Consider the following 24,593-nt stretch of genomic DNA (forward strand, 5'->3'; position numbering starts at 1 on the left):
TCATTACTGCATAAAACATGTTCCATAATGTTATTTTTTAACAAGGATTTTTTTAGAAATTTTCAAAGAAAACCCCATGGCAATAAAGTGTACAATCCCTCCAACAACTGCTGCATAAATCAAATTATTCAAAATAGTCCATGAAATAACAAATGCCACGATAGAAGGGATTGTGATGATGGCTGCAATGATAGTACCTTTGAGTATAATTTGGCTCAGTGGAAGTTTGTTTTGTTTGCTATCAGACAATAGCTCAAATTTCAAAAATGGTAATAAAAACCAAAGATACTTTATATTTGGTAGACCTTAATTTTTACTGTTTGGCAAGTTACAAAGGAGCATATTCAAATGATCAATCATTAAATTTTGTAATTCCCATTATTGTAATTTTATTTTTAGGGATTATCTACATAATGACACAAAGAGCAGATTCGGGATTCGTAAGCTTTATTCTAATTGGTGCAGCTGCACTCACAATGTTTTATTGGGTTAGAGTTCTAAAAAAGATGGCAAAAGATCAAAAACCTGCTTATACTCAAGCTAGAGAGCAAGAGACAAAGAATTGGGTTTATGATTTAATCAAAGGAGAAGAAGAATTTGTTTTTGTTGCAGAAGTGCCAGGACCTGAAGATAAAATTGCAGTAAGATTGGTAGACGGTATTTTGTACATTCGTGGAACAGGTGGGTTTTCAAAAGAAGTACCAATAGAAGGCGTCAATGAAATGCAAATTTTTGATTTCAAATATAGAAATGGCGTATTAACACTACGAATAAAATAACTAGAGACTTTTTGCTAATTCTAATTTTTGTGGTAAATACTTGTCAGTAATGTTAGTTAAACCATATTTTGAGAAAGCCTCAAGTTCTGCTTTTCTTTTCAATCTAAGGAACACATCAAGTTCTTTTTTCCAAATTCCATCTTGATATCTAGGATCTTTTTGAAGATCATAACATCTCTTAATATCAGATTCAGTCATTGGAATTGTTGGCAACTTGTATTTTTCAATATCAGTAGCCCAGACTCCAACCCATTTTGCATCAGGTACTGTAAGTTCTCTAAGATGAGCAGCATTAGCTGAACCAGATTTTATTACCATTGCAATATGTTCTCCATAGACATCTCCATCTGTAAGAACAATTACAGGTAATCCCATTTCATCATGGAGTCTTTTCAACAGTGTACGAGTTGAACGTGGTGCTTGTCCACCAGTATTGATAATAATAGATTTGAATTTTTTGTCAATTTGTTCTTCAACAAATCTTGTAAACAAACCACCTTTCTCTATGGCAATAACAATTTCTGCACTAGTGTCTACTAATTCAGCAGTAGTCAAACTTGGACCAATTGAATAACCATCAGGATGATTTGACAAATTCATGGTTTTTCCCTCATATCCAGGAATAGTATATTCTATGTTTAGATCACCAAAGATAGAACTTCTCTCTTCAGGAAAAATATGGAAATCTTCTCTAGGTTTAGAAGTTACAGCCTCTAAATCGACAATAATATTATCGGATTCAGATTGATCTTCAAATTCTATAGCGAAAGCTTGTGATGAATAGTAAACATCTCTTAATGTGGATGATTTTTTTTCATGAGTTAATCTATTTGCGAAAAATGCTAACCACATTAATTGTGTAAAAGATCTTAACTGTGCAGAATTTCTTGAACTTCTAACAGCAGCATTGGTTCCTAAAATATACTGTCTAAGTTTTTTATCATAAACAATGTTACTTACTGATCTACTAGGTATTGAGAATTTTGGAAATTGACCATTATCTAAGTCATCATAAATCGTTGCACCATGACTTTTGAGCATCTCAAGAATATTCTTTTGTTTTTCATCTGCTTTTCTACTTCGTTCTTTAATTTTGGTTTGTTCTTTTTTACTTGTTTTCAATTTCTTTTTCCTCCTCTACTGTTTTTTTAGACTCGACTGCATTTTCATCCAATATTTTCTGATAATTAGGTTCCTTTTTCTTACCAGCAAGTTCTGTACAAAATTCTGCAATTAATGGAATATATTTTGCATAAAGATTTGCTCTCTTTTTTGCCATATCAGCTTGTCCTCTTTTTGACATGTAAGCAGCCAATTTTCTTGACAAAAACTGGAGTCCCAATCGTAATTCTCTTTCAATTTCTTGTCTGTCAGCAACATTTTCTTTTCCAGCAGTTTTGTATGGAATTCTAGTTGAACAAATATGAGAAACTATGATGAATGGCGGATCACCTTTTACCTTGTATCTACCCCAATCAGTATCATTAACCACTTTTAGAACAACATCACTTCCTTCATCATATAGTAAAGGAATCCTGTTAGCATATCTGTAAACATGAGGTCCGCCAGATTTGATATCTCCCCCATAAGCGATTCCCATCTCAATAATGAATGGAAATCCAGAATAAGCTGATGGTGGTCGCTGAACTACAGCAGTGAAATCAGGGTTAAAGAATTTCTTGATTCCTTTTTCCAAGGGTTCTTCACCTAATGGAGCCAAGCAACTAGAATCAGGAGCCATAAAGTCTTCAAATTTTTGAAGTGAATCACTAAGTTGAACTAATTCTTGATTTGTTAAAGTGCCCATTCGTTTTTCAGGTTTGAATTTTGCAAATTCTGCAAATTTTACTGCAGTTGTAGGACCTACTCGTTGGAATCTTTTAGTCAAAAATGTAGTTAATGGTTCACCTTGAACAGTATTGGTTAGTTGTTTGTAATACTGACTTTCAGGATCCATATCAACTGATTTTGATTGTGAATCTCCAAAATCCCAATAAAATAATTTTTTGTTTGGAATGTCTAAATCTTCAATTTTTATTTTATTTAGTTTTTCAAAATCCATTTTGAGAAAAGACATCAATGCAATTACAACTCTAACTTGACGTGAAAGTGTTTTCCATTTTTTCTTTGCTTTATCCATTATAGCTGTAAAGCTAAGACTTTTCTTTGATAATCCTAAATCCTTTCTTACTTTTTCAATCATTGCATCATCAATTGTAGGAATCTCAAACTGTGATTCAACAATCATTCTTCTAATTCGTTCTACATCAATACCATGTGGATGAGGTCGAATAATTGTTGGGGGTGGAGGAATATCTTTTACAAATCTTGCATGTGCAAATTTTTGTCCCTTTGGATCATCAAAAGTTATTGAAGCATATGGAGTGATCAAAGAAGTTTCATAAACATAATCACGAATTTTGTTTCCTGCTTTTGAGTAATCACCTTCTAAACAAATACTAACAGATAGTCCTTTTTTTGAAACTTCTTTAGTGGTATGTTTAACAATTACTGGTTTGTTTTTTTGAATATCTAATAATATTTCAAATTGATTTTGAGTGGCACCGTCAGAACAACTTTTTACAATTACAGGTTTGTTGGTGGTAATTTGTCCATAAAGAATAGCCATTGTTGCCCCAAGGCCAAACATTCCTCTTGCTTGTTTTAATCCAAATTTTGAACCATAAAGAACAGTTCCAAAAGCGAGAGGAATATGTTCAGCATCAATTCCAGGTCCATTGTCTTTGACTGTCAAAATATACGGCTTTGGATCTGGCTTATCAGGCTCAACTGCCTTAATTGTCAGATGAACGTCAGGCAGTATTCCTTTTTGATCACATGCATCTAATGCATTTTCAACAAATTCTCTTACAGCGGTATATAGAGATCTAGTAGGATTGCTAAATCCGGCCAAATCTCGATTACTGTAAAAGAACTCACTTGGAGAAATTTGATTGAATTTTTCTTTAATAGAAGACATCTTGATCTTCCCATAATTTCATTTTTTCTTGTTTTTCTTTTCTATTTGCAGCTTCTAATTTATTGTAAACTGGACCATGATTACTTCCACTGGAAATTGAAGAGATTGCATCAACTGCTAAACGTAATTTGCTTGAATCACCAATAATTGAAACAGTCTTTCCATAAACTGAGATATGAGTACCGCTAAGATTTTCCATATTTCGTCTTGCTCTACCACCTTCTCCAATAATCCTCCCTTTTATCCTTTCAACATTAGCATTAGATTTTCCTGCAAATTCTCTAAGATCTATAACATGTAATGCATTCTCACCTTTTAGTAAAGTCATTGCATTTTCAGGTGAAAACCCTCTACCAATTGCAGTAACTATTTCCATAGCTTTGAATGGTTGAATTTTTTCAACATCTCCTTGAGTTTTTATAAAAACTTCACCAGTATCTCCATCAATATCCAAAGTTACATGACAAGATTCTTCAATTTTTGATTTAACACTTCCAGATTTACCGATTAAAACTGCAATTCGATCATTTGGAATACGAATTAATTTTTCAAAGCTCATTTTACAATATCCTCAAATATTTTATCTGAATCTTCAACAAGAATTCCTCGTTTTTTAAAGAATCTTCCAATGTTATTAATATCTCGTTTAAGAAATTCTTGAGCGTTTGGATGTCTAAGATCAACGCCAGAACCCAAATCAAAAACAACTAATCCTTTTTCTGTTTTGAAAATATTGTATTCTGAAAAATCACCATGTACCAATTTTGCTTTTTTGTAAAGATCTCCTAGAATGGATATGGCTTGAGCATAATCATTTTCATCAACTTCTGAAGTTAGTAATGATTTTGCAGGGGCTCCGCCATCACCAATAAATTCCATAGCCAAAACATTGTTTGTTACATAAAGTGGTCTCGGGACTGGAATTCCAGCCTCATAGCATTGAGTTAAATTCCTATATTCTTTTTTTGCCCATAAATAAACAAGATTTTTTGTACCTTTTTTCAGATGAGAAAATCTTGGATCACCAAGTATGTATGGTTCACGTTTTTTGAAATTTGCAGTACTGACTAAATAGATTTTCAAAGCAACATTAGCATCATGTTCATCAACACCCCAAAATAGAACAGATTCTTTTCCAGCACTTACAGAGCCATTAACATAAGCAATTACATGATCTGTAATCATTTTGTATAATGTCATTACAGTTGGTTTGTCCAAAACTTCATTGACAACTTTGCCTTTTTTGAAACCATCTTCCAATTTTGTTCGTTTTCGTTTAGAAATTAATTTATTATCTATTTTAGATTCTAATTTTTTACTAAGAATATCAGTCAATGGATAGAAATGCTCCTACTAGATAAAAGGGATTACTATTACAAACAAACAAAATTTGTGAGTTAAAATCAATTCAAACAACTTTACATATGAAATACTATTAAAAATGGAACATCAGAAACTGTCTTAATAGCATTTTCAGCTCCTATACCAAGACTTAGAGATAAAGCAATAGTTTCTTTTCCTGCCATGTTGATAATAGAAGAGCTTTTCAGTAAAGATTCAGCTTCATCTTTTTCAACAAATCTTTCACCATAGTAACCTTCACTAATATGCATAGTTAATTCACCTTCAGTAATTTTTTTCCCCAACAGCTCAGCATCACAAATATTTAGCATTGATTGGTTTTGGTAGTTAGTAGATCGTATTGCGAATTGCATTACGCATATTTACCTTTCAAAGTAGATTTTGCACCACATGCTTCACAAATCAAAAAAGATATTCTGTTTTCTTTGAGGATTTTTGTATCAGGACTTTTACATGTTGGACATTCAAGATAGTCTTTCACATAAATTTGGAATAATCTTGTAAAATCATCAGGGGCTCTTCTTCCTACAAACATTGCTTTATCTCCTAGTCTCTCTGCAGGAACTGCAAATTCTTTTGAAAGGTATTGCAAAACTTTGTCAGGATCTCTACGTAAAACCTTTGGAAATTCTGAGAAATTTCGTAAAAATGTCTTCTGTCCTTCCCACATTACATCAACTACAGGAAGTTCAAATCTAGTTTGGGATTCTTTATCAGTATCACCTAGTTTATCTTGAATACGTTTTAGCAAGTTTTCGTAATCGGATTTAGTCACTGAAAAATAGTGCATGGTAGACCCTATATGGGTTTTGAAAAAGAGAAATCGTGTGGACCTTGTTTGAGGTTATTCCATCTTTCCTATTCGGAAGACGTTTGTACCACATGTTGGACATGTACCTTTTACAGCAGGACGTCCGTTTTTCAGTGTAGTTTCTTTGGGATCTTTGATATCCCTTTTTGCTCTGCATTTTACGCAATATGCTTGAACCATTATGAAATTTGTCAAACTTTGTGGTATTTAGGCAGAGGCTGTGAAAATTATTTCACTATAGACTAGATGTGCGTAAATTTTTTTAGGCATCAAAAAAGTGATTTTGCCAATATTTCTAAAAAATAAGAGTATTTTTTAAAAAATCTTGTACAAGAGTTTAAAAAAGCAATTTTTTCCCAACATTTGTTTAGAAATTCAGGATTTTATCAAGTATTATCAATTATAAACTCCTTAATAGTAAAATTACAAAATGGCATCAAAAAAAGGAATAGCTGTAACTGCAATTATTTTGGCTGCAATTACAGGTGCAAGTTTTTTGTTGTGGATTGTTCCACAGGATGTCGAGACAACTTTTGTTGTAACAGATTATGAAAATTATTTGGATGGAGTAAAAAACATCCATGAAGTCTTAGAAGAATCAATAGATTTGGAATATCAAAATCTACAAACAGGCAAAATTTCTCCACAAGATTACATTGCAGTAACTGAGGTGACATCATCTCAAGTAACTACACAGATAAGCGAATTTGTAACTTCAAAACCATCAGAAGAATGGCAAGTAAGTTACATCAATTACATGGAAGCCATGAAGTCCTTTAATTCATACATTATAGAGACAAAAGTCTTAGCCAATATGATTGAAAATGAAAGCACTGAAGAGAAAATGAATGAAGTCATTGAGAGGATTCAATCATTAAAGAGCGAATCTGGAGAATTCGTAAAAATCTCTGATCAGTCAAGACCAGGCTAGCCTCAAAACCGAATTTTACTATTGATATTTGTTGGAAATCGTTAAAAACCAATTTTGTATAAAAAATTAGAATGTCTCAACATACAGGTAAAGTTGAAAAAGATGTCAACGCATCTACAGCCAACAAATTACTAGTAATTTGCATTGATAGAGATAACGATGTGGGCGAAAAAGCAGGAATCATAACCCCAGTAATAGGAAGAGATGCATGTATTGAGGCAGCCCAAAGATTAGCTTTGGAAGATCCAGAAGATGCGGATTCAAATTCAATTTTTGCAGCAATCAAAACGTATGAGGATTTAATCAGTAAAGGATACCAAGTAGAAGTTGTTACTGTTGCAGGAGTTAAAAATAGAGGCGTTCAAGCAGATGAAAAAATTCTATCTGAAACAAGAACAGTTTTAGAAAAATTTTCTGCAAATGGTGCAGTTATTGTTTCAGATGGTGAAGATGACGAGAGTGTTATTCCAGTTATCCAAAATGTACTTCCAGTTGTATCAGTTCAACGTGTGGTAATGAAAGTTAGTAGAAGTGTAGAATATTCGTATGCAGTATTTGGTAAATATCTAAAAATGCTTGCATATGATTCAAAATATTCAAAATTCTTTTTAGGAGTTCCAGGTATTCTTTTGTTAATTGGTGGTGTTGCAACAGTATTTGGTTATACTGCAGAAATATTTGCAGTACTTGTAAGTATTCTAGGTGGAGCATTTTTGATTAGAGCATTTGATATTGATAGAGTATGGTCAAGCTGGTCAAAACCAACGCCGATGGGTTTTATCAGAATGTTTACTATGGTTGCAGGAGTATTACTAATTTTGTCATCAGTACCAGCTGGAGTAAGTGCTGTTGATTCAGAATTAATAAAATCTGATTCACCATTCATTTCAATAATTACAGACAAAGTAATTGTAGGACAGTTTGTATCTGGCGCAATACCAATTTTATGGATTGGTATGGGTTCCATATTTGCTGGAACATTACTAAGTAATTGGATTGGAGGAATTCCAAGACAAATTAGTGATATTTTAAGAATAATTGTTTTAGGTGCCCTATACCCAACAGTTTTGCAATTTACCAAAATAATGATTAACGATGAACCTTCATTTACCTTAATTCCTCCTCTACTAGGAGGATTAGCAGCCACATTGATTTCAGCCACAATTCTATTCAAAAAATACAGAAAACATAAAGATCAAGAAATGATATCAGACTAAACCCATTTCAGCATACATCAATTGGACTAATTTTTGAAAAACACTGATATCTTCAATCATGCATGAATCATCAAGTGGTGATAAGAGATTAGTAAGATCAAAGATTTAGTATTTCAGCTATCAGGTCTCTACAAAATTTATGGAAAAAGACTAGAAAGTGAAATTCAAAATGGAGACATTCCAAATCATGTTGCTTTAATTTTGGATGGGAATAGAAGATGGGCTAAAAGACATCTATCTATGCCAAAAAAAGGACATTGGAAAGGTGCTGATGCCGTAGAAAATCTTCTTGATTGGTGTGAAGAATTTGATATCAAAATTGTAACTTTGTATGCATTATCAGCAGAAAATCTAGATAGAAATGATGAAGAATTAGAATATCTCTATGAATTAATTCGAATGCGATTAGAAAAATTATACAATGATCCTAGAATTCATCGAAGCAAGATGAGAGTGAAGGGAATTGGAAGAATTGAATTACTTCCAGATTCCATTAAAGAAATTTTAAAACGATTAGATGATGCAACCAAAGATTATGATAATCATTTTCTAAATATTGCACTGGCATATGGGGGACAAAATGAATTGGTAGATGCAGTGAAAAAAATTGGAGACAAAATCAAAGATGGTTCACTTGATGTAAAAGACATTGACAAAAAAGAGATTGAGTCAAATCTTTACACATCTCATTTACCACAATCATCTCCAGATATGGTGTTACGAACTTCAGGAGAAAAGAGATTGAGTGGATTTTTAATGTGGCAAAGTGCCTATAGTGAATTAGTCTTTATGGATATTTTTTGGCCTGAATTTAGAAAAATAGATTTAATGAGGGCAATTAGAACATATCAGGAAAGGAAGAGAAGATTAGGTAAATGATAGAAGAAACATCTGCAGGAATTGTATTGTTTAGAAAAGAAGATTCTAAAAAATTATTTTTGCTTTTACATTATCCATCAGGACATTGGGATTTTGTAAAAGGAAAAATGGAAAAGGGTGAATCAATTCATGAAACCGCAGTAAGAGAGACAGAAGAAGAGACAGGAATCACGGATGTAACATTTTTAGAAAATTTTGAAGAATGGATAGAATATAATTTTCAATATCAAGGGGAATTGGTTCATAAAAAAGTGGTATTTTTCTTGGCTGAAACAAAAACAAAAGAGATTAAAATTTCACATGAACATCTAGATTATACATGGATGGATTACAATACCGCAATGGAAAAAACTACATTTGATAATGCAAAAACAGTACTAACTAAAGCACAAATGTTACTTTCCAAAACTTTGTAGTTGTAATTCTTTTGCAATATCAACTTGATTTTTAGCATTGAGGATGGTTCTACCTACAATCAGATAATTTGTTCCAGATGAAATTACTTCACTTGCACTACCACCTTGAGTTCCAACACCAGGAGAAAAAATACTCAAATTTTTTCCAGCTTTTTTAGAACAGTATTGAATAATTTTTGGGAATGTAGCCCCAACTACAATTCCATCTACCTTTGCAGTAAGTGCCCAATTCAAAAATAATTGGTACAGTTGTTGTTTTTTTCCCATTTTAATTTCCATATCATATGACAATTTAGCCTCAGGGGCACTCATATGACATAAAGTGATAACACCTTTTCCATTTTTGTGGGCAGATTTTACTAGATTTTTCAGACTATCTAGACCCATTATTGGATTTGCAATAACTGCATCAAATCCCAAATTCCACAAATGTTCTGCAGTTACTCTGTTTGTGTTTCCTATATCATTGAGTTTAATGTCTGCAATTGTTTGTAATCCATATCTATGAGCAGTTTTATTGATTTTTAGAATTTCTTTTCCACTTAATGGAAGAAGTAAATGGAAATTTAATTTGATTCCACAAAGATATGGATGTAATTGTTTTATGTTTTGAATTGTTTTTGATTCTAAGTTTTTTACAGAGAGATCATAGTCATTGGCAAGAATGACTTTACCATTTGTTTTTGAGATCTGTGAAAGTCTAGTTTTGAAGGTGGCCATAATCTACTAACGGATGAGTGTCTTTTAATTTTATTATTTTGATATATGAATATCCATGTTCAGATGGATTTTCGACGAATGTAGGTTGAGAACTATTACCTGTAGAGAACTTCAAAAATGGCATTCTTGGATCAGAATCCAATACAACATGACAAAAATATGAAGTTCCTTCATCATTGAAATTCATGAATACTCCAATTAACCATTTATCATTATGTGGGAATAAGAATAAGGGAAAAGGAATTTCTTCAATGCCCCAAGTTAGTTTTGCCAGACTAGACATATCTTCCAATTGGATTGGTTGGTATCTATCAAGAGTTCCATTACCAGGTTGCAATGTTTTAGGTAGAGATTTTATTCTAACAATCGGGGAATAAAGTTTACTTGCATCAGAAGTAGTATCTACAATTTCAGATTCTTCTTTTCCACCTTTTAATCCATAACAAAGATAATGACCATTATTTTCTAAATGAGTATAGTAGACAATTGGTTTTTCTTTTAGTACATCCATCTGTACTGATAAAATTTTCTTACCATCATAATCATGTAAGAATGAAACACGTGGGGCACGCTCTAAGGCACAAACGAGCCTAGTAAATTCTAACGTAGAGTGAACTTGTATGTAACGTGGTAATTTATCAGTAGTTTGTAACTTGTCCACAGGGATTAGCTGTTGGTTATCAAATTAAACTTATCCAAAATAAAGGAGCCTAGTTTCTTCTATCAATGACATCATTGACAGCTGGACCAGTTCCAATAATTGTTACAGGCGTGTTTAATTCTTTTTCAATATTTGCAACGAATGCTTTTGCATCATCTGACAAATCATTGTAAGAAGTTTTTCCTGCACAATCTTCAAAGAGCACATCTAATTTTGTTATAGAGATTTGTGTTGCACCATTTAGCATGATTGCACGCCTAGCTAAATCAAAATCAAAATCGGCAGCTCTTCTTTGACGACCAGTAACTGTTCCAAATTCAGACCAACCTTTTTTTTCTGCCTCTTCAAGTGAGAGTTCTTTATCCAGAGGACCTGTACCCACGCGTGTTACATATGATTTGAAAACAACAATTACTTCATCCACCTTTGTTGGTCCTAGACCAATATCTGCACATATTCCTGAGGCTGTAACATCTTTTGAGGTTACAAATGGATATGTTCCATGCCATAAAGAAAGAAAAGTTCCTTGAGTACCTTCTACCAAGACATTTTCATTTGCATCAAGTGCAGAATTTACCTCTAAAGGAACATCTACAATAAGTGAAGACAAAGAATCAAAATCTTTTGCGAGTTTTAAAACTCTCATAGCACGGTCTGCATTTGCAGGACCAGTTCCAGAACCAGTACTACCAATTTTTTCTTTTAGTTCACCTTTTGAATCTCTATTAAGATGAGTTTCCTCAATTATTCCACAGTGTTTATCAATAAATGAACGTCCTGTTACATCAAAATCTTGAATTTCTTTGTTAAGAACTTCTGGATTAATTACAACACCAGGTCCAATCATTACTTTGGCATTTTTGTTTAGAAATCCACTAGGTAACATTCGAACTTTGTAGACTTTATCGCCATCTCTAATTGTGTGACCAGCGTTAGGGCCAGCACCACCACGTACAATTATTTTTGGATTATCTTTAATTGCCAAATATGAGATGATCTTTCCTTTACCCTCATCACCAAAAAAGCCCCCAACAACAACAGTTGATGTCATATCGTACAAATTCTAATTCGTTTATTTAAGCTAAAGTGTTTTGACATGATTTTATATTCAACACTGATTTGTTTAGATCGATGGTAGGCGAAAATTTTGCAGGAAATATTATCATTAATTTAGCAAATTTGCCAGATTTTCTAAGAAATCCTATTTTGAAAAAAAGAATGATAGAATTCTTTTCTTTAGCAGAAACTGAAAGAATGGAAGTAATTAACAACGCATTAGAAGCAGGTCCTACTATTCCATTTCCAAACTTTTCAAAACTTTTCAAAACATGGCTTAAAATTTTAACAACGTTATCTGAAGAACAAAGAGAGGGATTATTTTCAGCCTATATTACAGAAGTAGCAAGATCACCACAAAAATTAATCACATTCAATGTTGATGGAATATTGGAAATATTCTTAACATTAGAAGAAAATGAAAGACAAATTCTTGCAAGTACGATTAAAAAAATTATTAGTAATCTAGATGAAAATTCGAAAAAGCGAATTATGTTAGTGATTCCAGAAAATGCTAAAAAGCATTTGAATATTTAGGCACCTGTAGGCTCATCAGGTTTTCTATTATCTTCATTTGTGTAATCAATTACTTCCCCTTCAGGAGATAAGACACCTACGAAGATTTTTTCATGTTTTTTCAATAATTTTCTATGATCTAGCATAGACATGTCAAGTTTCATTTCATTCATTACCATGATTTGATACTCTTTCCATTCTGCCCAACATTTGTTACAAGTTGGGTATTTTGCAGCAACTATTCCAAGTTCTTCACTATCAGGAATAGAATTCTTACATTTGGTACAAGTACGACTCATAGGAAATGTGCATAAAGAACTCCTTTTATCTTTTTTTGAATGTAAAACAATAATAATTATCAAAGACCTATGTGGGCATGAAGATAAAATGCCCAAAATGTAAAGAAGACGCAGATTTAGCAATGGATTATTCTGTTGTAAAATGTAGTTCTTGTGATTTGGACATGAGTTATGGTGAATACGTAAAATTTGTGGCTCATAATGAATCAAAATATTCAGATATTTTGGGAGATTATGCAAGTAGTACAGAAGGACATACTTCAGGTTCTTTGGATGAATGGGATTAACAAAATAGTGTAATCATTCATCAGATTAAAATAATTAGTTAAACGCATTTCTATTCATCATTGGAATTTTTATTAGAAAATATTCTTAATTTAGTTGGATTTTTAGTAGGACTTGCAATTGGAATTATGTCATATATTGGATTCAGGAATACCGGAAGTCCAACATTATTTAGATTAACAATTGCATTTTCTTCAATCAGTTTAGGTTTTTTTATCATATGGACTGGATATATGGTAGAAGATTTTGTAACAAAGTCAGGAAGTATAGAAAGATGGATTCAAACTTTAGGAATTGCAGTTCAAACAGTAGGATATTTTTTTATTGCATTTTCACATAGTATCAAATCATTTTTTCCAAAGTCCAGTTACTTTAGATCAATTGGGATTTTTCCTTTATTCTTAGTATCATCAGTTCAATTAGAACATATTTTCAGATCTGTTTCGTTCATTTTGCTAGCATATGGTGCAATTGAAACCATGCTATCATATTTTGAAAATCGGAATAAAGGAGCAATATCAGTAGCTATAGGATTAGCACTTTTAGCATTAGGTGAATTCTTAGGATGGTACTCTTTTGTGTTCCCAGAATCAATCCTATATTCAGCATCAATGATAATCAAAATTGGCGGATTGATAGCATTATTCATTCCAGTAAGCAAAGTACCTTTGACAAAAATAAAATTCGATGACGATTTTGAATAATTTTTCATCTCAGGCTCAAAAATTTAAGAAATCAAAAATTTGTCAAATTCTTTTATCTTTTTAGTATATTGGAAAATATCAGCCCCCTCTCATAGAAATTAGAACAAACAGAGATAGAGAAATGGCTGAATATAGAACTCATATGAAAATTATTGGAGATATTCTAGCAACTACAAGAGACGATTTACAAGATGAGGATGGAGCATCAGTTACTTATCTAATCAGAAAAGCAAATATTTCTCATTCTAGAATTTCAGCAATTTTGAAAACACTAGTTTCACAAGGTCTCTTGGAAAAAGTAGACAATCAGGGTTCAAATAAATACAAAATTAGTGAACCAGGAAGAGAATTTTTACAAGCATATTATACATTTACAAACTTTGCAGATAATTTTGGTCTAAGTATTTAGTCACTGGTTTCTTCAATTTCATCAAGATCATCATCAAAATCATCTTCAAAATCTGTATCTTCATAATCAGCAGCAGACATACTTTACAAATCAATGCATGAACTGTTAAAAACTTATTCAAATGTAAATGATAATTAAAGAAAAAGATTATTGAAAAATATTGAAAGTAGATTGCGATAGCGAAGGAATTGAAAAGGCCATACAAATTATTAATCATGGAGGAATTGTAGTCTATCCAACAGATACAGTTTATGGAATAGGATGTAATCCATTTGATAAAGAATCAGTAAAAAAAATCTATAAAATTAAATCTAGAGATATTTCAAAATTAGTTCCAGTTTTAACATATTCTCTAAAAACAGCTGAAAAAATTGTTGAGTTTGATAAAATTTCAAGAAAATTAGTCGAAAAGTTTTGGCCAGGACCATTAACATTAATTTTAAAACTAACTAATGAAAAAATTAAAGAATCATTACATTTAGAAAACAAAATTGCAGTTAGAGTACCAAATCACAAATGTACATTAGAATTACTGAAAAAATGTGAATTTCTTGTCGGTACTAGTGCAAATGTTTCAGGAGATCAACCACATACAAATCCAAAAGAATGTATGAAAAAATTACAAGATTATGATATTTTTGTTGATGGGGGGATAATTCAAAGTCAAGGAGAATCAACAATAATTGAAATAGAAAATAATGAGATCAAAATTATCCGGGAAGGTTCTTTAACCAAAGAAGAAATTTTAGAAATATGAATCTGATAATAACTTGTCCAAGGCATCTCGAACCTGATACTGAAGATGAATTAAAGGATATTTTAGAAGAATTTGGAGATACAGATCTCAAAGTTACGATTACCAGTATGTCAGGCATTCTAACTGCTGAAACTAAACTAGATCCTGTTGAAGTTGTAAGAAAAATGAAAGAAATGCTTCTAGATGAACCATGGAGTATAAGATATTGTAAAAGAGTAATTCCCATACAGAAAGTAATTGAATCAAACATAGACGAAATTGAAAAAACTGTTGATGAATTATCTAATCAAATTTCAGAAGAAGAGACATATCGAATTTCAATTGAGAAAAGAAACTCAGATTTGTCAAGTAAAGAGATAATTACAAAAATTGCAGATAAAATCAAAAATAAAGTATCATTAGAATTTCCAGACAAGATTCTATTAATCGAAATTTTAGGAAGCAAAACAGGTGTTTCTATCCTAAAAAAATCAGATATTCTAAGTACAGAAAAAACAAAACGAAGTATGTCAGAGTAATACTGCTGCTTTTTCTATCAAAATATCAGCCAAAGGATTTTTTGAATTTATTGAATCATAGTGTTTTTTTGTAATTTTAAAATGTTTTTTTAGATATTGTTCATTATTTTTTATGAATAAATTAATTGAAAGGGGTTTTAACTCAAGATATAATGAATCCAGATTTTTCTTATTTCCAATTCCAATCAACATAAAATTAGTTTTTGGTTTTACTCCCACATTTTTTATTGCATCAGAAATTTGGGTAGATATAGCAAATCTCATAAGAATATCTGTTTCAAGTTTATTTGAAAGCAATACATTATTTTTTTTAGATTCAAATGACAATGAAATAATTTTTTTTAGATGATAATTATTTAGAACAAAGTTACTAGATATGGCCTGAATTAGAATTTTAGGGTATTTTTTTCTAAGATCATCAAGAAATTTAACATCAATTGTTTTGTCACCTTTAATTTCGATTACCTGAATTTGTTTTTTAGATAACTCAAAAGTAGATTTTTTTGATGCTCCACCATGAATTATTGGAATTATGCTTACTAGATCATTATCTTTTATTGTTGTAGATTTACCATTCATTGCAGAAGAATCAGCCCCATTAATTGCGATTAAAACATTTTCAGTATCAAGTTCAGGGGTGTCTTTAGGTTTTAGATCTATTAGTAATGTGATTAATTCTTGAATCGATATATTTGATTTATCGATTTTTAATTGTTCATCTGGAAAAGATTTTTTTGCTCCACCAACAAATTTGACAGTAAACATATCTATATCTTATTTAAAATCTAGAAATAATATTTAATTTATTATTCAGTTTTTTCTTCTGTAATTTCAGAAGATTCTTCCTCAGAAGTTGCTTCTATGACAGTTTCTGGTACTTCTTCGGTAGTAGTTGTATCTTCAGTAAGTTCAATTTCAGATTGTTCTTCAGTTTGTTGTTCTGCTTTAGAAGCTTCAATACGGGCTTGCTTTGCTTTTTCTTCACGAATCTCTTTTTTGATAAATTTTGTAATATAACCTGCAATTTCATTTTTCAATCCTTTTGAGCGGACAATAGAAACTTGATCTAAGGCTTTTTTATTATCAACGAAATCTTCTCCAAATTTTGACTTGTGTTCATCTAGAACTTCATATGAGAGTCGTTTTATTCTATCCACTGAACGTGTAAAGGAAGGGGGTATTTTATACCTATATTCCTAGAAATGTATTAGAATTCTTTTCCAACATAGCAGTCATCTCATCAAAGGATTTTCCTAGAATTTTTGAAGCACAAAAAACAACGCTAGGAATAAAGCTAATTTGTCCTGATTTCATTTCAAAACATCTAGAAAATCTTACTGGACCATCAGTTTCAACAAGGATTTGAGATTCATTGGTTTTTGACAACAAAGTTTGTTTGTCATTTGCATATATCATAACAGGTCCAAAGGAAACAAAAAATCCCATATCCATGGCTCGAGCAAGTTGTTTTTTACTACCATCAAACCAGTGGAGCAAGGCATGTTTCGTATCATAAGAAGTCATAATTTCAAAAACATCATCCAAATTTTTTCTAGAATGAATTGAAACGGGTTTGTTAAATTTTTCTGCATAAGATAGTAATGTTTCAAATACATGATTTTGTTTTTTGACATCATCATCTCCATTAACATATGTTGGATCTAAACCAATTTCCCCTATACCAGAAAGTTTTGAATGATTATCCTCAATTAATTTAGATATTTTTTCAATTTCTTCATTGGCACATTCTGGATGAATTCCAATAAATGGTAAAACAAGATCACTTTTAGTTGCAAGTTCTAAAGTTTGTAATGAATTGTTATAATCCATTGAAACACAACATGCTTTAATTTTTAAAAACTCCATTTGTTTTAAGATAAATTCCATGTCTGGCACATATGCAGGATCTGACAAATGTATGTGAGAATCAAAATACCAAGACATTTCTTTATCAATTCTTGAAATAGTCTGTATAAATCGATTCCTTAGTGATATTTTTTCACTCATTATCTTTTTTCGGAAAAAACTGAATTAAGATTCATGAAATCATCGGAATTGGGTTTATCTGCAATGTATAGAATTCTAAAGAAAGCAGGAGCTGAAAGAGTCAGTGATGAATCAGCCGATGAATTAAGAAGGATAATTGAAGAAATTGCAGATAGTATTGCTAAAAGTGCAGTCGACATGGCATCTCATGCGAGTAGGAAAACCGTGAAAGGGGAGGATGTAAAGTTGGCTTCAAAACCCTTTAACAAATTCTAATCTAAAGAGTTTAATTATTCATTTTGTGTTTTTTAAAACGGTACTCTGGCAGAACGGTTATGCGTGAGCCTGCAAAGCTTATACAAGGGGGTTCGACTCCCTCGGGTACCTTATTCTACTATAACTTTACCTTTCATCCACGGATGAAGAGTACAAAAATAATCAAAAGTTCCTGTTTCATTAAAATCAAGTGTGTATGATTCAAACGGATCTAAATGTCCACTATCAAACAATTCAGTTGGAGATTCATAAAAACCAGAAGTTACACTGTGAAATGCAGAATCTTCATTCACCCATGTAACTTGTTGTCCTGATTGAATTGTGATTACAGATGGAATGTAGCATCTATCAGTCTCTTCACATCCTGGACGTGCAACTTTTGTGGGCATAATCACATCACCTTTTACAACTGGTTCAGAATCTTCAGAAGTGTTTTCTATTGATGAATTTGAAAATGCAACTCCAATTATCACAATTACAAGTACTGACAATACAGCAATAATGGTTATTTTTTTTATCAAATCATATCATTCCTTTACAGAGTTATTACATAATTACCAAATTCTCTAAATATATAACATATCAGAACATGCAATTGTCTCAAAATGGAAAGGGGTTACTAGAATACATACCAGGCTCACACACATTGTTGGTTCAGAAGAATTCTAGTCCACCTCTAGAAGGATTTGCAGAAAATATTCAAGAAAGTATTCATGAATATGCACAGAACTCAAAAAGCGAAGTCGAAAAAGGAAATAATTTTCTTCAGTGGATTTTAACAAGGGTTTTTGAGGCCACTGAAGATGACGCTGCAGATGCAATTGTAGATGGAGCAAATGATCTTGGAATTGACGCCTATCTTCCAGTAGACTTTTCAGATAATACAATTAGATTATTCCAATCAAAATATGGAACATCACATTCTCTTGAGGCCATTGCAAAATTCAAAGAAGATGCCAAAAGATTACTAGCAAAAGATGTAGTAAAAATGAGACCAGAGCTTGCACAGCTTGTTACAAAAATTAAAGAGAAAAATCTTAAGATAAAATGTTGTTATGTCACAGATCAGGAAGTAGATTATCATGATGACATTGTAGAAATCATAGATCAAAAAGTAATTATTCAAAAATTATGGGATAGAATAAAAAAACCTGCAGCAGGAAAAAAATCATCTATTAAACTAGAAAGAATGCTTAGACATGAAAATACAATTTTAGGAATTTTGAAACTACGTGATCTAACTGACTTTGTAAGCAAGAATAGAGACTATGTTTTTGAATCAAACATTAGACAATGGATGCAATTTAAGACCACAGTTAACAAAGGATTAAGAGAAACACTACAAACTAATCCAGGAAAATTTTTCTTTTACAATAATGGAATAACAATTGTAGTTAGCGATTTTTCAGAATTGGGTGAAAATATGATTGAATTGCATGCTCCACAAATTGTTAATGGTGCACAGACATCAAACTCTATTCTTGATCACTCAAAGAGAACAAAGAACATGGATGGTTCTATGACAGTTACAATCATCAAAGCAGATGATGAACAAGAACAAAATAATATTACAAAATATAGAAATTCTCAAAATTCAGTTAGAGGCAAAGATCTTGTTTCATTAATGGATTTTCACAAATCTATTAAATCGCAATTGAAAAGTTGTGGTTATTTTTATGAAATTCAAGCAGGTTCTTTTGATACAAAAACTAAATCAAAACAATGTGAATATGATGGAGATACAATATACAACAACTATCTTCCAGATAATCACAAAAAAGTCATTGTTGCTAAAGATGCAATTCAATCACTAGTTGCAGGGATTGAACAAAGGCCAACTGAAGCTTATAGTTCTCCAGCTCAATTTCTTCCAAGAGGAAGCAAGTACGATGATGTATTCAATGATAATCTAAAGGATGATTATAGAATTCTGTTATACCCATATCTTGTTAAAGAATATGCCAAAAAATCATTGAAATTCGGTAAACAAGGCGGCCATAAAACAAAAAGATATGCAACACTATTTTTTGTTGCAGTATATTTTAGAATCCTTCATAAGAAAATTATTGAATCAAAAGGGGATTTTAAAGGAGATGTAAGGAAATTGGAACCTATTTTTCGTAGTTTCAAACTAAATTCTAGGATTTTAAAGATTACAGATGTAGTTGTTACTAAATTCCTTGAAGATACTGTAGTAGATGATGAGATTGAATTAGCAAATACCAAACATAATTTCTTTTCACAGCATGTTTGGAATGATTCAATGCTTAGAGTAATTGATAAAAAAATTAGACAAGAAGAAGATGAAATTTTAGCATTGAAAAAACTTGCAACAAGTTTATTTTAATTTCAAAGGCAGTAGTCTAACCAAGTAAAAATCTTGCAGGAGGTTTACATTGGTCAGACTTCCTACCTAAATTCAGTAATAAACCAGTAATATTTAACATAATTTTTCTGAGCAGGGTTTTTCTAGTATGTTTTTTATACTGATTAAAAAGAGCACAAGTACTTTGGGTAAAAAAGAAAAATGTACTATCTGTAGTGAAGAAGTAGGATTCCGTTTTAAGGCAATGGAAGAATGGGGAATTGAAGGTACATTATGTGGTAAATGCTATTCAAAAAAAGTTGATGAACATTATCCTGGAGATCACATTAGAGTGAACAAACATTTAGATTAATTTCATTTTGTTTTAGATAATTTATTTGCGTTTATACAATTCCAAACAAGTGGATCAGTTTTCATGTCTTTTTCTTCTAGAAATTTAATATCAGTGAGAATTTTTTTCTTTTTTAACAAATTAACTTGGAAACTAGAAAATTTTTTACAATCACATGAGTTGAAGAGGCAAACATCTCCATCCCCTTCATCATGATCTTGTGCTTCATGAGTACAATCACAAACTGCATCTTTCTTTACATCATCAAGTGATTTTTTTGCATATACACCTAATCTTAGATACGCCTCACCACCATGACCTTTTTTGAATCGTTCATAGTTTTCAGACTTTGGTAGTTCTTTAAAGAAAGAAAGATTAGTGTCAGGTTTTTGAGTATCAGAACCCATAATGAACCAATAAGTATCATCAAGTTCTAGAAATCGGATTTTAATTGAGGGATCTACCCAAGGATGAATGGTATCATGCCAAAGTGAAGCAGCTTCCTTTCTCTCAGTAAACAATGGAACAACATTCATTCTAAGATCATAGTATCTATAGGCAACACCTACAAAGTCATCATACCATGGTACGGATGATTGTGAAGACATTGGACAAAAATCAGTTCAGTGCTTATTTATCTGATCTGAATTGGTGGTAATACCCTTATATCATAGTTTTAGACTTAGTTACATATGGCTTCCTATAGAACCAGTATGCAAATTGTTGCAGATTTACTAGTTGCTACTCAACAATCTGGTCAAGAAGGAATCAAAACAACATCACTTCTTACAAAGGCAAATCTATCACATTCAAGATTATCAAAATTCTTGGAAAATTTGACAGGTGCAGGTCTTATCAATAAAATAGAATTTGATGGAAAGAATACTTTTGTTATTACTTCAAAAGGTAGACAATATTTGGATTCATATGTTAACTTTTCAAGTATTGCAGAATCATTTGGTTTAGAACTTTAAAATCTATTTTCTTGATCTTCGTTTTGCATTAGCTTCTCGTCGTTCTTTTCTTTCTTTGAAAGAGCTATAAAGAACAATAATTATGATACCACCTATTGCAGCCCACATTAATGCGAAAAAGGGTTGATCTCGAAGTTCTCCAGTAGAGGGTTCAACAAAAGCTATTGGAATAGTTACAACCATGAAAATTAAAATTACTAAGAGGTATTTATCCACAAATTTCTTGGTTTACAAAACCATATATCTTTTTGATTTAACAAAATGAACAGATAGAAAAATGGCCAAAATGTTGGAAATTTTAGGACTAGTTCTTGTTGGAATTATGTCATTAGGTTTTATGGGACTCCTACAACCCACCATTGAACCAGGATTATCTCCATTGTTTTGGGGTTGTGCAGGTGCTACACTAATGATCATCATTTACAGAAAAATGAAAAGAAAGCAAGAAGAAAAAGAGAAATAGGAAATTTCGAGAATTAGCTAGTAATTGATCAATTGTTAATCAACCGACAGATCTATAAAGGACAATTCCAAGTAAATGATGAGGGGAGTATTTGACAGAACAAAATAAACAATGGTGGGAAGGTTTAGGAAAAGAATTAGAAACAGACATCGAAACCTTCGATGAATCAAACTAGTAATTATTTACAAATTTTTAAAAAATTATCAAAGCCTTGAACGGGGTACGAACCCGCGACCTAACGCTTACGAGGCGTTCGCTCTACCAGGCTGAGCTACCAAGGCACGATTGGATAAATCCATCAGAGTTAATAAAAAGCCTTTCCGAAATGGACTAAATGAAAAAAACAATTTCTGGAATTAGAGGAATATTTGGAGAAGATCTTAACCTAAAAGACGTACTAGAATTTTGTAATAATTTTTCATCACTAATAAAATCAAAAAAATGTGTTATTGGAAAAGACACAAGACCATCAGGTCAAATGGTAAAAGATGTTGCTAGTGCTTCATTGATGAAAAATGGAATAGACATTTTCAATTTAGAAACTGTGCCAACACCAGTAGTTTTTAGGGAAGCCAGAAACTATGGCGCAGGATTAGTTATTTCATCATCGCATAATCCATTAGAATGGAATGGAATAAAATTCATCATAGAAGGTAGAGGGATTAATGAACACGAACTACCAAAAATAATCGAACATCAAGAAATTTTGAAAACAAAAATAGGAATTGAAACTGATCTGTCATCGTCATACATTGACGATGCAAAAAAGATCATAGGTAATGTAGAAAATAATCCTGAAATTGTCATAGATATAGGTGGAGGGGCAGCCAAAGGATTTGCACCTGAGTTATTAAAGAAAATTGGTTGTAATGTACTTTCAATAAATGAAAATCTATCTGAATGCACTAGAGGGCCTGATCCCACATCAGATAATTTAGCAGATTTAATTCAAGCAACAACCAAAAAAGAAATTGGATTTGCCTTTGATTTAGATGGAGATCGATTAGTAGTAGTAAGAAATGGTAAAAAACAATCAGCAGATGTTACTCTAGGATTGGGTGTAGCAAAATCATTAGAGTTAGGTTACAAAAAATTTGTTCTAAGTATAGACACAAGTGTTTCAGTTGAAAAATTTATCAAAGAAAAAGGTGGAACTGTTCAGAGATCTAAAGTAGGAGAAGCAAATGTGATTGATCTCATGTTACAAAATAATGCTCAAGCTGGAGGTGAAGGAAGCAGTGGTGGTTTTATTTTACCTGAATTCAATTATTGTAGAGAAGGGATTCTCACTAGCGGTTTAATAGCATCAATGTTAGGAACAACAGAATTTAATGAAATATTGAACTACATGGAAAGTTATTATCAAATTAGAGATAAAACTAAAATCGATTCAGAATTTCATGATAAAGTTATTGATGAAATTAAATCAGAATTTTCTAAAGAATATTCTGAAATTATTTCATTAGATGGAATTAAAGGAATTATTGATGAAAACAGTTGGGTTTTGATTAGAAAATCAAACACAGAAGATATCATTAGAGTTTCAGCAGAATCAAACAATGAAGAGAAATGTAAAAAAATTGTAAAAGACACAATCAAGTTGGTGAATCAAAGCTATGAAAAAATTAGATGAAACTGAAATAATTAAAATTTTTCAGAAGGGATTAGGTAAGAAAAAGTTTGAATCTGAGGATGTAGAAATTTTAAACTTTGACAAAGTAAAGATAATAGCAAAAATAGACACACTAGTTGAAAGTACAGATATTCCATCAAAAATGAAATTATCTGATGCTGCAAGGAAAAGTGTCGTAGCATGTGTTAGTGATTTTGCCTCAAAAGGAGTCAAACCAAAATACGGAATGATTTCAATTAATCTTCCAAAGACAATTTCACGCTTAAAAATAAACGAAATTGTGTCAGGTTTCAAAAAAGCCTGTAAAGAATATGATATTTCATTTCTAGGTGGAGATACTAACGAAGGTAAAGAAATTGTGTTTAACGTATGTCTTTTTGGAATTACAGACAAAATAGTCACGAGAAAAGATTCAAAGAAGAAAGATCTGATATTTGTGACAGGTCCATTTGGTTATACTTCAGCAGGGCTGAATATGTTGTTAGGAAAGAAACGTGGAAAAGAAACTTTTGTAAAAAAAGCTATAAAATCAGTCATCAAACCAAAACCTAGACTTGAATTTGGCTTAAAAAATAAAAAATATTTTTCATCATCAATGGATTCTAGTGATGGATTATCTACAACATTAAATGAAATGTCAAAACTTAGTAAAAACAAGTTTATCATAAACAAAATTCCAGCTTTGAGGGATTTACAAGATTTTTCCAAAAATTATAGATTAAATTTGGATGATTTAGTTTTTAATGGTGGAGAAGAATATGAGTTTGTTTTTACTACATCGTCAAATAACAGAAACGTTATTGAAAAAAATGCTAAATTGTTAAAAATTCCAATTATTGAAATAGGTTTTGTCACAACAGGCAAGGGCGTTTATCTAGAAAATGAAAGTAGGTTGATTCGCTTAAAAGATTTAGGTTGGAAACATCTCAAATAATTATTCTCCAGGATATAGATTTCTTTCAACATTATTTACAATACTAAAAACTGATTCAGCAGGTAATCCATTAACACATTTTGTCATCCATAAATTATCAAGATATGTTAATCGTTTAAAATCATCTACAGGTAGTTCATCGGGATTTGAATCAGGATACATTGCATGTATTCTATATCCTTCATTAGCAATTTCTTGACAATCTTGTTCTAAGGGTGACAAACCAGGATCATTGATCGGAGTTAAGAAATTAATCGCTACTGAAGCTATCAAAGCGACAGCTACTGCTACACCTATTGCCAACAAGAAAATAGATGCCATTTAATGCAAAATGACTATGACAGTATATGAATAGTCAGTGATTTGTATT

General features: G+C 31.6%; 37 protein-coding genes and 1 tRNA gene. 18 read left to right on the plus strand and 20 right to left on the minus strand.

Features of this window, described 5'->3' with window-relative positions; translation table 11 throughout:
• Positions 1–30: 30 nt before the first annotated feature.
• Entirely contained in the window at positions 31–249 is a 219-nt protein-coding gene (locus C5F47_RS07720; RefSeq protein WP_179360512.1) for a hypothetical protein, read from the minus strand.
• Between the two features lie 17 nt (positions 250–266).
• Between C5F47_RS07720 and C5F47_RS07725 the strand changes: the two genes are divergently transcribed.
• Positions 267–779: an Hsp20/alpha crystallin family protein gene (locus tag C5F47_RS07725; RefSeq protein ID WP_179360513.1), complete on the plus strand. Its 513-nt coding sequence runs from the start codon at positions 267–269 to the stop codon at positions 777–779.
• Here the strand turns inward: C5F47_RS07725 and C5F47_RS07730 are convergent, their stop codons facing one another.
• The 7 genes from C5F47_RS07730 to C5F47_RS07760 all read right to left on the minus strand — a co-directional run bounded on the left by C5F47_RS07730 (position 780) and on the right by C5F47_RS07760 (position 6,112).
• Complete coding sequence (locus tag C5F47_RS07730) at positions 780–1,901, minus strand: DNA topoisomerase IV subunit A (RefSeq protein WP_179360514.1); 1,122 nt, start codon at positions 1,899–1,901, stop codon at positions 780–782.
• The gene (locus C5F47_RS07735; protein WP_179360515.1) at positions 1,888–3,759 is read right to left on the minus strand and encodes a DNA topoisomerase VI subunit B; all 1,872 of its coding nucleotides are present in this window, start codon (positions 3,757–3,759) and stop codon (positions 1,888–1,890) included. Before C5F47_RS07735 ends, C5F47_RS07730 begins: the two co-directional genes overlap by 14 nt.
• A complete protein-coding gene (locus C5F47_RS07740) occupies positions 3,746–4,318 on the minus strand; it encodes a KH domain-containing protein (protein WP_179360516.1) in 573 nt (190 codons plus the stop codon). The genes C5F47_RS07735 and C5F47_RS07740 overlap by 14 nt, the downstream gene beginning before the upstream one ends.
• The gene (locus tag C5F47_RS07745; RefSeq protein ID WP_179360517.1) at positions 4,315–5,094 is read right to left on the minus strand and encodes a serine protein kinase RIO; all 780 of its coding nucleotides are present in this window, start codon (positions 5,092–5,094) and stop codon (positions 4,315–4,317) included. Before C5F47_RS07745 ends, C5F47_RS07740 begins: the two co-directional genes overlap by 4 nt.
• Positions 5,095–5,177: 83 nt before the next feature.
• Entirely contained in the window at positions 5,178–5,474 is a 297-nt protein-coding gene (locus C5F47_RS07750; RefSeq protein WP_179360518.1) for a DUF424 domain-containing protein, read from the minus strand.
• The gene (locus C5F47_RS07755; protein ID WP_179360519.1) at positions 5,474–5,896 is read right to left on the minus strand and encodes a translation initiation factor IF-2 subunit beta; all 423 of its coding nucleotides are present in this window, start codon (positions 5,894–5,896) and stop codon (positions 5,474–5,476) included. Before C5F47_RS07755 ends, C5F47_RS07750 begins: the two co-directional genes overlap by 1 nt.
• Positions 5,897–5,965: 69 nt before the next feature.
• Positions 5,966–6,112: a DUF5679 domain-containing protein gene (locus tag C5F47_RS07760; RefSeq protein ID WP_014965714.1), complete on the minus strand. Its 147-nt coding sequence runs from the start codon at positions 6,110–6,112 to the stop codon at positions 5,966–5,968.
• A gap of 250 nt (positions 6,113–6,362) precedes the next feature.
• Between C5F47_RS07760 and C5F47_RS07765 the strand changes: the two genes are divergently transcribed.
• The 4 genes from C5F47_RS07765 to C5F47_RS07780 all read left to right on the plus strand — a co-directional run bounded on the left by C5F47_RS07765 (position 6,363) and on the right by C5F47_RS07780 (position 9,375).
• Positions 6,363–6,863 carry a hypothetical protein gene (locus C5F47_RS07765; protein ID WP_179360520.1) on the plus strand — a complete coding sequence of 167 codons (501 nt, stop codon included), beginning with the start codon at positions 6,363–6,365 and terminating at the stop codon, positions 6,861–6,863.
• Between the two features lie 71 nt (positions 6,864–6,934).
• Positions 6,935–8,080, plus strand: coding sequence for a DUF373 family protein (locus C5F47_RS07770; RefSeq protein WP_179360521.1), 1,146 nt, complete (start codon positions 6,935–6,937; stop codon positions 8,078–8,080).
• A gap of 177 nt (positions 8,081–8,257) precedes the next feature.
• The gene (gene uppS, locus C5F47_RS07775; protein WP_281361097.1) at positions 8,258–8,959 is read left to right on the plus strand and encodes a polyprenyl diphosphate synthase; all 702 of its coding nucleotides are present in this window, start codon (positions 8,258–8,260) and stop codon (positions 8,957–8,959) included.
• On the plus strand, positions 8,956–9,375 hold the full coding sequence (locus tag C5F47_RS07780) for a bis(5'-nucleosyl)-tetraphosphatase (RefSeq protein WP_179360522.1): 420 nt from the start codon (positions 8,956–8,958) through the stop codon (positions 9,373–9,375). The genes uppS and C5F47_RS07780 overlap by 4 nt, the downstream gene beginning before the upstream one ends.
• Here C5F47_RS07780 and C5F47_RS07785 read toward each other — a convergent pair.
• Genes C5F47_RS07785 through C5F47_RS07795 form a run of 3 tightly spaced genes read right to left on the minus strand, consistent with a single transcriptional unit; the run spans position 9,355 to position 11,807 of the window.
• Positions 9,355–10,095: an orotidine 5'-phosphate decarboxylase gene (locus tag C5F47_RS07785; RefSeq protein WP_179360523.1), complete on the minus strand. Its 741-nt coding sequence runs from the start codon at positions 10,093–10,095 to the stop codon at positions 9,355–9,357. The genes C5F47_RS07780 and C5F47_RS07785 overlap by 21 nt on opposite strands.
• Positions 10,076–10,756: a hypothetical protein gene (locus tag C5F47_RS07790; RefSeq protein WP_179360524.1), complete on the minus strand. Its 681-nt coding sequence runs from the start codon at positions 10,754–10,756 to the stop codon at positions 10,076–10,078. The genes C5F47_RS07785 and C5F47_RS07790 overlap by 20 nt, the downstream gene beginning before the upstream one ends.
• A gap of 49 nt (positions 10,757–10,805) precedes the next feature.
• Entirely contained in the window at positions 10,806–11,807 is a 1,002-nt protein-coding gene (locus tag C5F47_RS07795; protein WP_179360525.1) for an adenylosuccinate synthetase, read from the minus strand.
• Positions 11,808–11,887: 80 nt separating this feature from the next.
• Between C5F47_RS07795 and C5F47_RS07800 the strand changes: the two genes are divergently transcribed.
• Positions 11,888–12,349, plus strand: coding sequence for a hypothetical protein (locus C5F47_RS07800; RefSeq protein WP_179360526.1), 462 nt, complete (start codon positions 11,888–11,890; stop codon positions 12,347–12,349).
• On the opposite strand, the gene C5F47_RS07805 is transcribed toward C5F47_RS07800, so the two are convergent.
• Positions 12,346–12,627, minus strand: coding sequence for a Fe(2+)-trafficking protein (locus C5F47_RS07805; RefSeq protein WP_179360527.1), 282 nt, complete (start codon positions 12,625–12,627; stop codon positions 12,346–12,348). The two genes, C5F47_RS07800 and C5F47_RS07805, sit on opposite strands and share 4 nt — an antisense overlap.
• A 77-nt stretch (positions 12,628–12,704) precedes the next feature.
• On the opposite strand from C5F47_RS07805, the gene C5F47_RS07810 reads away from it, so the two are divergent.
• The 5 genes from C5F47_RS07810 (at position 12,705) to C5F47_RS07830 (ending at position 15,300) form a co-directional block, all read left to right on the plus strand.
• Positions 12,705–12,914, plus strand: a complete 210-nt coding sequence (locus tag C5F47_RS07810) for a hypothetical protein (protein ID WP_179360528.1) — start codon at positions 12,705–12,707, stop codon at positions 12,912–12,914.
• A 60-nt stretch (positions 12,915–12,974) separates the two neighbouring features.
• Positions 12,975–13,616, plus strand: a complete 642-nt coding sequence (locus C5F47_RS07815) for a hypothetical protein (protein WP_179360529.1) — start codon at positions 12,975–12,977, stop codon at positions 13,614–13,616.
• 121 nt (positions 13,617–13,737) lie between these two features.
• Entirely contained in the window at positions 13,738–14,025 is a 288-nt protein-coding gene (locus tag C5F47_RS07820) for a winged helix-turn-helix domain-containing protein (RefSeq protein WP_179360530.1), read from the plus strand.
• Positions 14,026–14,185: 160 nt separating this feature from the next.
• Positions 14,186–14,782 (plus strand): L-threonylcarbamoyladenylate synthase, encoded by a 597-nt coding sequence (locus C5F47_RS07825; protein WP_179360531.1) that lies wholly within the window; start codon positions 14,186–14,188, stop codon positions 14,780–14,782.
• Complete coding sequence (locus tag C5F47_RS07830; RefSeq protein WP_179360532.1) at positions 14,779–15,300, plus strand: THUMP domain-containing protein; 522 nt, start codon at positions 14,779–14,781, stop codon at positions 15,298–15,300. The genes C5F47_RS07825 and C5F47_RS07830 overlap by 4 nt, the downstream gene beginning before the upstream one ends.
• On the opposite strand, the gene cgi121 is transcribed toward C5F47_RS07830, so the two are convergent.
• Genes cgi121 through C5F47_RS07845 form a run of 3 tightly spaced genes read right to left on the minus strand, consistent with a single transcriptional unit; the run spans position 15,292 to position 17,307 of the window.
• Entirely contained in the window at positions 15,292–16,065 is a 774-nt protein-coding gene (cgi121, locus tag C5F47_RS07835; protein WP_179360533.1) for a KEOPS complex subunit Cgi121, read from the minus strand. The genes C5F47_RS07830 and cgi121 overlap by 9 nt on opposite strands.
• 41 nt (positions 16,066–16,106) lie before the next feature.
• Positions 16,107–16,457, minus strand: a complete 351-nt coding sequence (locus C5F47_RS07840) for a hypothetical protein (RefSeq protein WP_179360534.1) — start codon at positions 16,455–16,457, stop codon at positions 16,107–16,109.
• A 31-nt stretch (positions 16,458–16,488) separates the two neighbouring features.
• A complete protein-coding gene (locus C5F47_RS07845) occupies positions 16,489–17,307 on the minus strand; it encodes a TatD family hydrolase (RefSeq protein ID WP_179360535.1) in 819 nt (272 codons plus the stop codon).
• Positions 17,308–17,340: 33 nt separating this feature from the next.
• Between C5F47_RS07845 and C5F47_RS07850 the strand changes: the two genes are divergently transcribed.
• Positions 17,341–17,562, plus strand: a complete 222-nt coding sequence (locus C5F47_RS07850) for a histone family protein (RefSeq protein WP_179360536.1) — start codon at positions 17,341–17,343, stop codon at positions 17,560–17,562.
• A gap of 110 nt (positions 17,563–17,672) precedes the next feature.
• Here C5F47_RS07850 and C5F47_RS07855 read toward each other — a convergent pair whose 3' ends face one another.
• Complete coding sequence (locus C5F47_RS07855; protein WP_179360537.1) at positions 17,673–18,083, minus strand: cupredoxin domain-containing protein; 411 nt, start codon at positions 18,081–18,083, stop codon at positions 17,673–17,675.
• 74 nt (positions 18,084–18,157) lie between these two features.
• Here C5F47_RS07855 and C5F47_RS07860 point away from each other — a divergent pair, with 74 nt between their 5' ends.
• Both C5F47_RS07860 and C5F47_RS07865 read left to right on the plus strand, forming a co-directional pair.
• Positions 18,158–19,909 (plus strand): AIPR family protein, encoded by a 1,752-nt coding sequence (locus C5F47_RS07860; protein WP_179360538.1) that lies wholly within the window; start codon positions 18,158–18,160, stop codon positions 19,907–19,909.
• 163 nt (positions 19,910–20,072) lie between these two features.
• Positions 20,073–20,240 (plus strand): hypothetical protein, encoded by a 168-nt coding sequence (locus tag C5F47_RS07865; protein WP_179360539.1) that lies wholly within the window; start codon positions 20,073–20,075, stop codon positions 20,238–20,240.
• Between the two features lie 2 nt (positions 20,241–20,242).
• Here the strand turns inward: C5F47_RS07865 and C5F47_RS07870 are convergent, their stop codons facing one another.
• Positions 20,243–20,827 carry a hypothetical protein gene (locus tag C5F47_RS07870; RefSeq protein WP_179360540.1) on the minus strand — a complete coding sequence of 195 codons (585 nt, stop codon included), beginning with the start codon at positions 20,825–20,827 and terminating at the stop codon, positions 20,243–20,245.
• A gap of 105 nt (positions 20,828–20,932) precedes the next feature.
• Between C5F47_RS07870 and C5F47_RS07875 the strand changes: the two genes are divergently transcribed.
• Complete coding sequence (locus C5F47_RS07875) at positions 20,933–21,193, plus strand: winged helix-turn-helix domain-containing protein (protein ID WP_179361825.1); 261 nt, start codon at positions 20,933–20,935, stop codon at positions 21,191–21,193.
• Between the two features lie 3 nt (positions 21,194–21,196).
• Here C5F47_RS07875 and C5F47_RS07880 read toward each other — a convergent pair whose 3' ends face one another.
• Positions 21,197–21,409, minus strand: a complete 213-nt coding sequence (locus C5F47_RS07880) for a hypothetical protein (RefSeq protein WP_179360541.1) — start codon at positions 21,407–21,409, stop codon at positions 21,197–21,199.
• A 61-nt stretch (positions 21,410–21,470) separates the two neighbouring features.
• On the opposite strand from C5F47_RS07880, the gene C5F47_RS07885 reads away from it, so the two are divergent.
• Positions 21,471–21,656, plus strand: a complete 186-nt coding sequence (locus tag C5F47_RS07885; protein ID WP_179360542.1) for a hypothetical protein — start codon at positions 21,471–21,473, stop codon at positions 21,654–21,656.
• A gap of 207 nt (positions 21,657–21,863) precedes the next feature.
• Here the strand turns inward: C5F47_RS07885 and C5F47_RS07890 are convergent.
• Positions 21,864–21,937, minus strand: a tRNA-Thr gene (locus tag C5F47_RS07890).
• A gap of 53 nt (positions 21,938–21,990) precedes the next feature.
• Here C5F47_RS07890 and C5F47_RS07895 point away from each other — a divergent pair.
• Entirely contained in the window at positions 21,991–23,289 is a 1,299-nt protein-coding gene (locus tag C5F47_RS07895; RefSeq protein WP_179360543.1) for a phosphomannomutase, read from the plus strand.
• Complete coding sequence (gene thiL / locus C5F47_RS07900) at positions 23,273–24,223, plus strand: thiamine-phosphate kinase (protein ID WP_179360544.1); 951 nt, start codon at positions 23,273–23,275, stop codon at positions 24,221–24,223. The genes C5F47_RS07895 and thiL overlap by 17 nt, the downstream gene beginning before the upstream one ends.
• On the opposite strand, the gene C5F47_RS07905 is transcribed toward thiL, so the two are convergent.
• The gene (locus tag C5F47_RS07905; RefSeq protein WP_179360545.1) at positions 24,224–24,544 is read right to left on the minus strand and encodes a hypothetical protein; all 321 of its coding nucleotides are present in this window, start codon (positions 24,542–24,544) and stop codon (positions 24,224–24,226) included.
• Between the last annotated feature and the right edge of the window lie 49 nt (positions 24,545–24,593).

Origin of the sequence: Nitrosopumilus cobalaminigenes, assembly GCF_013407145.1 — an archaeon.
In the GTDB taxonomy this organism is placed as follows: domain Archaea; phylum Thermoproteota; class Nitrososphaeria; order Nitrososphaerales; family Nitrosopumilaceae; genus Nitrosopumilus; species Nitrosopumilus cobalaminigenes.

Coding starts and splice junctions, on each gene's coding strand:
- C5F47_RS07725 (WP_179360513.1), top strand. CDS start 267: ATGGTAATAAAAACCAAAGATACTTTATATTTGGTAGACCTTAATTTT.
- C5F47_RS07735 (WP_179360515.1), bottom strand. CDS start 3,759: ATGTCTTCTATTAAAGAAAAATTCAATCAAATTTCTCCAAGTGAGTTC.
- C5F47_RS07740 (WP_179360516.1), bottom strand. CDS start 4,318: ATGAGCTTTGAAAAATTAATTCGTATTCCAAATGATCGAATTGCAGTT.
- C5F47_RS07750 (WP_179360518.1), bottom strand. CDS start 5,474: ATGCAATTCGCAATACGATCTACTAACTACCAAAACCAATCAATGCTA.
- C5F47_RS07760 (WP_014965714.1), bottom strand. CDS start 6,112: ATGGTTCAAGCATATTGCGTAAAATGCAGAGCAAAAAGGGATATCAAA.
- C5F47_RS07765 (WP_179360520.1), top strand. CDS start 6,363: ATGGCATCAAAAAAAGGAATAGCTGTAACTGCAATTATTTTGGCTGCA.
- C5F47_RS07770 (WP_179360521.1), top strand. CDS start 6,935: ATGTCTCAACATACAGGTAAAGTTGAAAAAGATGTCAACGCATCTACA.
- C5F47_RS07780 (WP_179360522.1), top strand. CDS start 8,956: ATGATAGAAGAAACATCTGCAGGAATTGTATTGTTTAGAAAAGAAGAT.
- C5F47_RS07785 (WP_179360523.1), bottom strand. CDS start 10,095: ATGGCCACCTTCAAAACTAGACTTTCACAGATCTCAAAAACAAATGGT.
- C5F47_RS07795 (WP_179360525.1), bottom strand. CDS start 11,807: ATGACATCAACTGTTGTTGTTGGGGGCTTTTTTGGTGATGAGGGTAAA.
- C5F47_RS07800 (WP_179360526.1), top strand. CDS start 11,888: ATGGTAGGCGAAAATTTTGCAGGAAATATTATCATTAATTTAGCAAAT.
- C5F47_RS07805 (WP_179360527.1), bottom strand. CDS start 12,627: ATGAGTCGTACTTGTACCAAATGTAAGAATTCTATTCCTGATAGTGAA.
- C5F47_RS07810 (WP_179360528.1), top strand. CDS start 12,705: ATGAAGATAAAATGCCCAAAATGTAAAGAAGACGCAGATTTAGCAATG.
- C5F47_RS07820 (WP_179360530.1), top strand. CDS start 13,738: ATGGCTGAATATAGAACTCATATGAAAATTATTGGAGATATTCTAGCA.
- C5F47_RS07830 (WP_179360532.1), top strand. CDS start 14,779: ATGAATCTGATAATAACTTGTCCAAGGCATCTCGAACCTGATACTGAA.
- cgi121 (WP_179360533.1), bottom strand. CDS start 16,065: ATGTTTACTGTCAAATTTGTTGGTGGAGCAAAAAAATCTTTTCCAGAT.
- C5F47_RS07845 (WP_179360535.1), bottom strand. CDS start 17,307: ATGAGTGAAAAAATATCACTAAGGAATCGATTTATACAGACTATTTCA.
- C5F47_RS07850 (WP_179360536.1), top strand. CDS start 17,341: ATGAAATCATCGGAATTGGGTTTATCTGCAATGTATAGAATTCTAAAG.
- C5F47_RS07870 (WP_179360540.1), bottom strand. CDS start 20,827: ATGTCTTCACAATCATCCGTACCATGGTATGATGACTTTGTAGGTGTT.
- C5F47_RS07875 (WP_179361825.1), top strand. CDS start 20,933: ATGCAAATTGTTGCAGATTTACTAGTTGCTACTCAACAATCTGGTCAA.
- C5F47_RS07885 (WP_179360542.1), top strand. CDS start 21,471: ATGGCCAAAATGTTGGAAATTTTAGGACTAGTTCTTGTTGGAATTATG.
- C5F47_RS07895 (WP_179360543.1), top strand. CDS start 21,991: ATGAAAAAAACAATTTCTGGAATTAGAGGAATATTTGGAGAAGATCTT.
- thiL (WP_179360544.1), top strand. CDS start 23,273: ATGAAAAAATTAGATGAAACTGAAATAATTAAAATTTTTCAGAAGGGA.
- C5F47_RS07905 (WP_179360545.1), bottom strand. CDS start 24,544: ATGGCATCTATTTTCTTGTTGGCAATAGGTGTAGCAGTAGCTGTCGCT.